The sequence below is a fragment of the Harryflintia acetispora genome, from assembly GCA_004340125.1.
GTDB lineage: Bacteria > Bacillota > Clostridia > Oscillospirales > Ruminococcaceae > Harryflintia > Harryflintia acetispora.
Genome location: SLUK01000005.1, coordinates 198,656 through 206,667, shown reverse-complemented (window position 1 = coordinate 206,667; position 8,012 = coordinate 198,656). Strand labels below are relative to the sequence as shown.

The window sequence follows — 8,012 nt, the reverse complement described above, 5'->3', positions numbered from 1 at the left end:
CTCGGAGAGTTAGGGGGTCCATGGGGGGATGATTCCCCCCATGAGGTGGGCCGCCGGCGTCAGCCGGCAATTGCATTTCCGCAGAAATGCTGCCCGCCATAAATTCAGCCTCGGTGATGATTCCCTCCCGGAGCAGCCCGGCGTAATGCTCCCGCGCCCCGCTGTCTTCCAGCGTGAAGCCGCTCAACAGAGACATCCCCAGCAAAGAGAAAATAGTAACAGCCAAAATTTTACATTTTTTCATATTTTCATCCCTTTAAGAAAGACCGTTAGCATAGCCTGCTGGGGGCCTCTCCGATATGGGGATACCGCCAATAACCACTATTTTTCCTTGCATTTCTCACCAAAATAGGATATAATTAGAAAACAAAGGAAAGAGTTGGGGATTTTGCTCCGCTCTCATGCGAAAAAGAACAAAAATGGGACCGCAAGCAGGCTATGCTTGCGGTCTTTTTCTAATATACCGTGTACCGCTTCTGCCGCCGGATTCGCCATCCGGCGGCTTTTTCTTATCCTGATTCTCATTTTCCTCCCTGCCGGGCCCTGTTTTTAGAATATGGTGCATAACTCTACAAAGTTTTCTCCTTCGCTTCGACCGCTCCCTTTTCCCGCGCGGCTTATAATGAAGGTTGTAATCCATTTTTAGGGGAAAAAGCGTGATTGTTTATGTAGATGTGCTCATTGTGCTAAACTTCATTGTCAATTACCTGCTCCTGCTGCTTTCAGCCCGCTTATGCGGCAGGGGGGTAAAGCTCTCCCGCCTGCGGATCACCCTGGCGGCCCTGATCGGGGCGGCGGGGTCGCTCATCATCTTTCTGCCACAGATGGGCGCGGCGGCGAACATCCTTTTTAAGCTCGCCTTCTCTTCCTTGCTCGCGGCGGTTTCGGGCGGCTATAAAGATGAGCGCGGCTACATAAAGCGGCTCTTTATGCTGTTTGCGACCAGCTTCGTCTTCGCGGGATTCATGCTCTTTATCACCCTGCTCTCGGGCGGGCGAAGCGGGTTCTATTACAATGGGGTCTGCTATTTCAATGTCTCCGGGGTCGGGCTGCTGATCTGCTGCGCGCTGGTCTACGGGATCGTCACCGCCTATCAGCGGCTGATCAGCAGGGGGGCGCTGGCGGTAAAGGAGCTGCCGGTGACCATCGTTAACGACGGGAAAGAGCTGTGCTGCACCGGCGTGGTGGACAGCCAGAACAACCTCTGCGACGCCTTCAGCGGCACGCCGGTGGTGATCGGCTCCTACCGCCTGCTCTCGCCCATCCTGCCCGACGGCTTCTGGCAGGCGGCGCAGACGGGGCAAGGGTGCGCGGGCCTGCGGCTGATTCCCTGCGCCACCGTGGCGGGACAGGACCTGCTGCCGGCCTTTCGGCCGGAACATATGCTGCTTGATCTGGGGGAAGGCCCCCTCATGGTGCAGGACGTTTACATTGCGGTTTCCAAGGAGCTCGACGGCGTCCCCGGGCAGCAGTTGCTGCTCAATCGCGCCCTGACGGGGAAGAGGGTACAGACAAAAATGAGAGAAAAGGCGGTGCACAAATGCTGACAATGGTGACGAGCGCTCCGCGCCGGTTGCTGCAGCGGCTGCTGAAAGCGCTGGGGCTTCTCGACACGGTCCATTATATCAACGGGCCGGAGGTGCTGCCCGCTCCGCTTTCCAAGGCGGAGGAGGAGAAGGTCTTCATCGAACTGAGCGCGGGGGAGAGCACGGCGCGCAAGACGCTGATCGTACATAACCTGCGGCTGGTGGTATACATCGCCAAGAAATTTGAGTCCAGCGGGGTTGGGGTGGAGGATTTGATCTCGATCGGCACCATCGGGCTGATCAAGGCGGTGAACACCTTCTCGCCCGAGCGCAACATCAAGCTGGCCACCTATGCCAGCCGCTGCATCGAAAACGAGATTTTGATGTATCTGCGCAAGTTCCAAAACCAGAAAAACGAAATTTCCATCGACGAGCCGCTCAATATCGACTGGGACGGCAACGAGCTGCTCCTCTCGGACATTTTAGGGACCGAAAATGACAGCGTGAACAAGAACATCGAGCACGACGCGGAGAAGAGCATGCTCCTTTCGGCGGTGGAGCACCTGGGCGAGCGGGAGCGCCACATCATGCAGCTGCGCTTCGGCCTGCTCGACGGCAAGGAGCGTACCCAGAAGGAGGTCGCGGACATCATCGGGATTTCCCAGTCCTACATCTCGCGGCTGGAAAAGCGGATCATCAAGCGGCTCAAAAAAGAGCTGGAGCGGCTGATATGACCCTGCGCGAGCTGCGCCCGGGCCAGAGCGGGGTCGTTGTCGCCATGCGTTGCGAGGGCGCCCTGCGCCGCCGCCTGCTCGACATGGGACTGACGAGGGGAACATTGGTGCGCCTGCTGCGCATAGCGCCGCTCGGGGACCCGCTCGAGATCGCCCTGATGGGGTACGAGCTTTCGCTGCGCCGGGCGGATGCGGGAAAGATCGAAATCGAGCTTATTTCTGAATGAATACTATTTTGTCCTTGCCCGGCATAGGGATGTGGGGGAAAGCCCCGCGCCCTGCGCCGGGTTTTTCGCGTGAAGATGACAGCGAAAAGAGGACAAACCGATGGAAAAGAAAGCGGCGCTCGTAGGAAACCCGAACTGCGGAAAGACGACCCTGTTTAACCTCCTGACCGGGCAGCGGCAGTATGTGGGCAACTGGGCCGGGGTCACGGTGGACAAAAAGGAGGGCCGGCTCTCCCTTGGCCGGCTGAAAGTCAGGCTTACCGACCTGCCGGGGATCTATTCCCTATCCCCCTATTCCCTCGAGGAGGGGGTGGCGCTGGGGTTTTTGCTGGACGAGCGTCCGGACGTGGTCATCAACATCGTGGACGCCGGGAACCTCGAGCGCAACCTCTACCTCACGGTGCAGCTCATGGAGCTCGGGCTCCCGATGGTGGTCGCGCTCAATATGGTGGACGAGGTCGAGAGCCGGGGCGGCCGGGTGGACCATGCGCTGCTGCAGCGCCGTCTGGGGGTGCCGGTGCTGCCCATCTCGGCGCGCCGGGGCGAAGGGGTGCAGGAGCTCGTCGAGCTCGCCGGAGAGCTCTGCCAAAGGAAGGTGAGGCTGCTGCCCCGTGTGCGCTACGACCGCGAGACGGCGGGGGCGCTCGAGGAGATCGCGGGGCTGATCGCCCGCCAGGTGCCGGAAAAACGGCTATGCGCCTTCTTCGCCGCCAGGCTTCTCGAGGGCGACACACAGACCGCCGCGCGGCTGCATCTCGGCGATAGTCTCCTCGCAAAGGCAAAGGCGGCCGCGGCGCGCTACCACCCCGAGCCCCAGCAGCGCCAGTCCCGCCTGGCCGACGCGCGCTGGCGTCTGATCCGCGCGGGGGCGGCGGGGGTGGTCCGCTACCCCCGGCGGGAGAAGGGGCCGGGGCTCACCCAGCGCCTGGACCGCATTCTCATCAGCCGCGTGTGGGGCCTGCCGCTTTTTTTGCTCATCTTCTTCTGCATGTTTTCCATCACCTTCGGGCCGCTGGGCAATACGCTAAAGACCCTGCTCGAGGGGCTGATCGGGAGGCTCGGCGGTTTTTTCGGCGGGCTGCTCGCGCAGAGCGGCGCGCCGGACTGGACCTACAGCCTGCTGTTGGACGCGGTGATCGGCGGGGTGGGCGGGGTGCTCGCCTTCCTGCCGCAGATCATGCTGCTCTTTTTCTGCCTGTCTATTTTGGAGGACAGCGGCTATATGGCCCGCGCGGCCTTTTTGATGGACCGGCTGCTGCAGGGGCTGGGGCTGACGGGGAAGTGCTTCATCCCCATGCTGATGGGCTTCGGCTGCACCACCCCGGCGGTGATGGCCGCGCGGGGGATGGGGGACGAGCGCGAGCGGCGGCTTACCGTCCTGCTCATCCCCTTCATGTCCTGCTCGGCGCGGCTGCCGATCTACGCCCTTTTCGCCGGGGTGTTTTTTAAGGGGCACGAGAATGTGGCGGTGCTGGGGATGTACCTGCTGGGGCTGGCGGTGGCGGTTCTGTGCGGGCTGCTGCTGCGGCATACCCTCTTTCGCGGGCCGGGGCGTCCCTTCGTGATGGAGCTGCCGCCCTACCGGCTGCCTACCCTGAGCGGGACGCTGCGGCACATGTGGCAAAAATGCGTGGGCTTCCTCACCAAAGCGGGTACAATCATCTTTTCGATGAACGTGGTCATCTGGCTGCTGCAAAGCTTCACCCCCTCGCTGCAATACACCGTGCAGCCCGAGCAGAGCCTTTTTGGCGCCCTGGGCCGGGCGCTCGCGCCGCTGTTCGCCCCATTGGGCTTCGGGGAATGGCAGGCGGCGGTGGCGCTGCTTTCGGGGCTGATCGCCAAGGAATCGGTGGTGGCGACTTTTGGGGTGCTCTTCGGCGGGCAGGGAGGTCTGACCGCCGCGATCTCCGCCCACTTTACTCCGCAAAGCGGCCTAGCCTTCATGGTGTTTTCGCTGCTCTACATGCCCTGCATTTCGGCGTTTGTCGCCATCAGCCGGGAGCTTGGGAGCCTGCGCGCGGCGCTCTCGGCGGCGCTGCTGCAGTGCTCGGTGGCCTATCTGGCGTCCTTTGCCGCCTACCGGGTGGGCGGGATGTTTTTGGGAGGTGCGGTATGCTGATCCTGATTTTGACCCTCTGCGTCTTTTTGGTGCTGATCGGGCTGCTCCTGTTTTTGGAAAACCTTGCGCGTATGCTGCGCGGACGCTGCTGCGAAGGATGCCGCGGCTGCCCCCAGCGGGGGCGGTGCAGCGTCGGGGAAGGGGAGGAAAAAACCGGAGATAAAAAACGGCGGCGGTGAAAACTCCCGGGAGCCATCCATAGGGTTCCGGGAGTTTTCCCGGTTTTCTTCGGCAAAAACAGGGCTTTTTTCCCATTAACAGAACGGTGATTTTATGTTATGATGGGAACGGTAATGTTTCAGCGGTGGGAGGGGATTTTATGAAAAAGAAAACGTCGATCAAATCCCAGCTCACCTGGCTGCTGATCTACTGCTGGATCGTGCCGGTGCTGGCCATCTCAGCGGTCTGTGTGATGTACATCCAAACCGCCGTCAAGGACCGCGCCGAGGGGAACATCCGCTCAGGCGCGACCTATGCCGCCCAGATGAGCAGCCAGAAGCTCGAGTCGGCCATCCAGCAGATGCGTGACGTCATCTACGAGGGGGCCGTCGCCAAGCATTATAAGGAGCAGCAGGACCAAAACGCCCTTACCGCCGCGGTGCGCGGCGAGCTGCTGCGCAAGTTCGGGCTGCAAAAGGAATACCTCTTCGCCGGGATCTTCTTTTCCGCCGATCCGGGGCGGATGATCTATGAAAGCCCCTACGGCGGCGCCTATCTGGACGCCTATCTCAAGGACGCCCACGCGCAGGTGGTGTCCGCCCTGGGCGAGGAGGACAACACCACCCACCTGCTGGTCAGCGGGAGGAGCCTCTACCTCTATCAAAACCTCCTGGACAACCGGGACCTGAGCCGCTATGGGGTGATTGTGATCCAGCTGGATCCCGCGGCGGTTTTCGACGCCTTTACCTCCCTCGACCCCGCCGCCGACTACGTCCTCCTCTCCCTGGACGGGCAGCCCTATTGGCTGGGGAGCGAGCCCACCGAAGGGCCGCTGCGCCAGTTCGAGTTCCCCACCGCGCGGCAGGAGATGAAGGTGGGCGCCCTGAGGGGGTATATCACCGGGACGGCCGTGCAAAAAGAGCAAAACTACGATTTCGGCTACCGCGTCTATGTGAGCGACCGGATCGTCTCCGAAAGGGCGTATATGGTGCTGGTGCTGGCGCTGGTGCTCGCCTGCGTGGTGCTGCCGCTGCTGGGAGTGGGCTTCTACCGCATTTATAAAAACATCGCCGGGCCGATCGATGCGCTGGTGGTCGCGACCGAAAAAATCGAGAACGAGCAGTGGGACGCCACCATCCCATTCACAAGCGACAACGAGTTCGGCCGGCTGATCCGCTCGTTCAACTCGATGAGCGCCCGGATCAAATACCTCTTCGACTACGCCTATAAGGAGGAGCTCGCCGCGAGCGAGTCGCGGCTCATGATGCTCCAGTCGCAGATGAACCCCCAATTCATGAAAAACACCCTCGGGCTGATCAACTGGAAGGCGCGCCTGGCCGGCAACGAGGAGATTTCCAAGATGATCGAGGCGCTGGACAACCTGCTCGACGCCAGCCTCGACCGTTCGCAGCAGCGCAGCATCCCGCTGCGCCAGGAGCTTTGCTACACGCGCTCCTACCTGTTCATCATCGGCGAGCGCTTCGGGCGGCGGCTGACGCTCGAGGAGCATATCGACGAGAGCCTGCTCTCCTGTCCCGTGCCCCGCCTGATCATCCAGCCGCTGATCGAAAACGCGGTGGTACACGGGATCGAGCCGGTGAGCGCCGGGACCATCGAGATCTGCATCGGGAAGATGGAGGGGAAGCTGGCCATCGAGATCATCAACGATGGCAACATCCTCTCGGACGAGGACCTGCGCCGGATTCGGGCGATCCTCAGCGAGGACTACGGCGCGCTGACCGACAAGCAGCGCCGGCTGGGGCTCAAAAACGTCTATGAGCGGATCCGCCTGATGTACGGCGATGCGGGGGCCCTCACCCTGCAGCGCACCGCCGACGGCAGGACGTGCACCCGGATCCAGATTCCGTTTGCGCCGCCCGAAGCGCAGCCTCCCGCGAAGGATGGCAGGCTCCCGGGCGCGCGGGAAGGAGAAGCCAATGATCGTTAAGGGTATGCTTCGCTTCCTGGCCGGGCTTTGCGCCTCGCTCCTGCTCGCCGGCTGCGCGCGCACGCAGCCCGAAGCCCCGGGCAAGAGCGCGCCCGGCGCCGTCGAGCTGCGCACCGCCTCGGTCTTCGGGGGGAGCGACCCCTCGGCGATGGATTACCAGGAGCTGATCGCAAAATTCATGGAGAAATATCCCGGCGTGAAGGTGCTCGACGAGTCCTCCCTCTCGGACGAGAGCTGGAAGGGTAAGGTGCTCGGCGACTTTGCCTCGGGCAACGAGCCGGATGTGCTCTTCTATTTTACCGGCACGGACGCGCGGGCCATCATCGCCAAAAACAAGGTGGTCTCCCTGGAGGAGATCCGTAAAGAGTATCCCGACTACGGGGGCAACCTCAAGCCCTCGGCCATGGAATACATGGTCGAGCCGAACGGCAAGTCCTACGCCCTGCCGGTGCGCGGCATCTGGGAGGGGCTGTATTGCAACCGGGACCTCTTCGAGCAGCACGGCATCGCGCTTCCCACCGACTGGACCACCTTCCAGGCGGCGGTGCAGGGCTTTTCCGGCAGCGGGATCATCCCTGTGGCGGTGTCGCTCTCGGACGTGCCGCACTACTGGATCGAAAACCTCATCCTCTCGGCGGGCGGGGCGCGGGAACACGCCTTCGAGCCCGTCCCGGGCGGTGGGGCGCAGCAGTATCCCGACAGCTGGAGCGAGGCGCTGATCGTGCTGCGCAGCCTCTATGAGAAGGGCGCCTTCGCCCCGGACGCGGCGGCCATCACCAACGCCGCCGCCTGGCAGTCCTTTACCCGCAAGGAGGCGGCGATGATCCTCGAGGGCTCGTGGTTTTTGGAAGGGGTCGAGGACCAGGAGAACACCACCGTGCTGCCCTTCCCGGCGATGGGCGAGAGCAAGGGCGCGGGGGAGGCCGTCTCGGGATATTCCATGGGCTTCTATATCACCCGGCGCGGCTGGGACAACCCCGAAAAGCGGCAGGCCGCAATCAATTTCGTGCGGGAGATGACCAGCGACGAGTCGGTCGCCGTCTTTGCCAGGGTGGCGGGCAGCCCGGCCGCAAGGGTCGATTTGCCGCGCGGCCTGACGCCGCTGGCCGCGGCGGGCTTTAAGCTGTCCGAGTCGATAGAAAGGCCGGTCATGCCGGTCGACTCGCGGCTGACCAAGCGCGCGTGGGATAAGCTCTACTCCTCCATCCCCGGGATCGTCTCCGGCTCGCTCGGGATCGACGGGGTGCTCTCCCAGGTGGCCGACCTCAACGAATGATCGGGAAACGAATCCTGTTTCAG

8 protein-coding genes are annotated in these 8,012 nt (G+C 62.3%); 7 read left to right on the top strand and 1 reads right to left on the bottom strand.

Annotated features, from left to right (window positions below):
* On the bottom strand, window positions 1-244 hold a 244-nt coding region (locus tag EDD78_RS07610), incomplete at its 3' end, for a hypothetical protein (RefSeq protein ID WP_132084530.1).
* A gap of 412 nt (window positions 245-656) precedes the next feature.
* On the opposite strand from EDD78_RS07610, the gene EDD78_RS07605 reads away from it, so the two are divergent.
* The 7 genes from EDD78_RS07605 (at window position 657) to EDD78_RS07575 (ending at window position 7,989) form a co-directional block, all read left to right on the top strand.
* The gene (locus EDD78_RS07605) at window positions 657-1,547 is read left to right on the top strand and encodes a sigma-E processing peptidase SpoIIGA (RefSeq protein WP_165873150.1); all 891 of its coding nucleotides are present in this window, start codon (window positions 657-659) and stop codon (window positions 1,545-1,547) included.
* A 2-nt stretch (window positions 1,548-1,549) separates the two neighbouring features.
* Entirely contained in the window at window positions 1,550-2,260 is a 711-nt protein-coding gene (gene sigE / locus EDD78_RS07600; RefSeq protein ID WP_132084541.1) for an RNA polymerase sporulation sigma factor SigE, read from the top strand.
* The gene (locus EDD78_RS07595; RefSeq protein WP_079698417.1) at window positions 2,257-2,487 is read left to right on the top strand and encodes a FeoA family protein; all 231 of its coding nucleotides are present in this window, start codon (window positions 2,257-2,259) and stop codon (window positions 2,485-2,487) included. Before sigE ends, EDD78_RS07595 begins: the two co-directional genes overlap by 4 nt.
* A gap of 100 nt (window positions 2,488-2,587) precedes the next feature.
* Window positions 2,588-4,606, top strand: coding sequence for a ferrous iron transport protein B (feoB, locus tag EDD78_RS07590; RefSeq protein WP_132084528.1), 2,019 nt, complete (start codon window positions 2,588-2,590; stop codon window positions 4,604-4,606).
* A complete protein-coding gene (locus tag EDD78_RS07585) occupies window positions 4,600-4,785 on the top strand; it encodes a hypothetical protein (protein ID WP_132084527.1) in 186 nt (61 codons plus the stop codon). Before feoB ends, EDD78_RS07585 begins: the two co-directional genes overlap by 7 nt.
* A gap of 140 nt (window positions 4,786-4,925) precedes the next feature.
* Complete coding sequence (locus EDD78_RS07580; protein WP_132084526.1) at window positions 4,926-6,713, top strand: sensor histidine kinase; 1,788 nt, start codon at window positions 4,926-4,928, stop codon at window positions 6,711-6,713.
* Window positions 6,703-7,989: an ABC transporter substrate-binding protein gene (locus tag EDD78_RS07575; RefSeq protein ID WP_132084525.1), complete on the top strand. Its 1,287-nt coding sequence runs from the start codon at window positions 6,703-6,705 to the stop codon at window positions 7,987-7,989. The genes EDD78_RS07580 and EDD78_RS07575 overlap by 11 nt, the downstream gene beginning before the upstream one ends.
* The last annotated feature ends 23 nt before the right edge of the window (window positions 7,990-8,012 follow it).

What these genes read in the sequence shown, in the direction of transcription:
- sigE (WP_132084541.1), top strand. Translation starts at nt 1,550, where the DNA reads ATGGTGACGAGCGCTCCGCGCCGGTTGCTGCAGCGGCTGCTGAAAGCG.
- EDD78_RS07595 (WP_079698417.1), top strand. Translation starts at nt 2,257, where the DNA reads ATGACCCTGCGCGAGCTGCGCCCGGGCCAGAGCGGGGTCGTTGTCGCC.
- feoB (WP_132084528.1), top strand. Translation starts at nt 2,588, where the DNA reads ATGGAAAAGAAAGCGGCGCTCGTAGGAAACCCGAACTGCGGAAAGACG.
- EDD78_RS07585 (WP_132084527.1), top strand. Translation starts at nt 4,600, where the DNA reads ATGCTGATCCTGATTTTGACCCTCTGCGTCTTTTTGGTGCTGATCGGG.
- EDD78_RS07580 (WP_132084526.1), top strand. Translation starts at nt 4,926, where the DNA reads ATGAAAAAGAAAACGTCGATCAAATCCCAGCTCACCTGGCTGCTGATC.
- EDD78_RS07575 (WP_132084525.1), top strand. Translation starts at nt 6,703, where the DNA reads ATGATCGTTAAGGGTATGCTTCGCTTCCTGGCCGGGCTTTGCGCCTCG.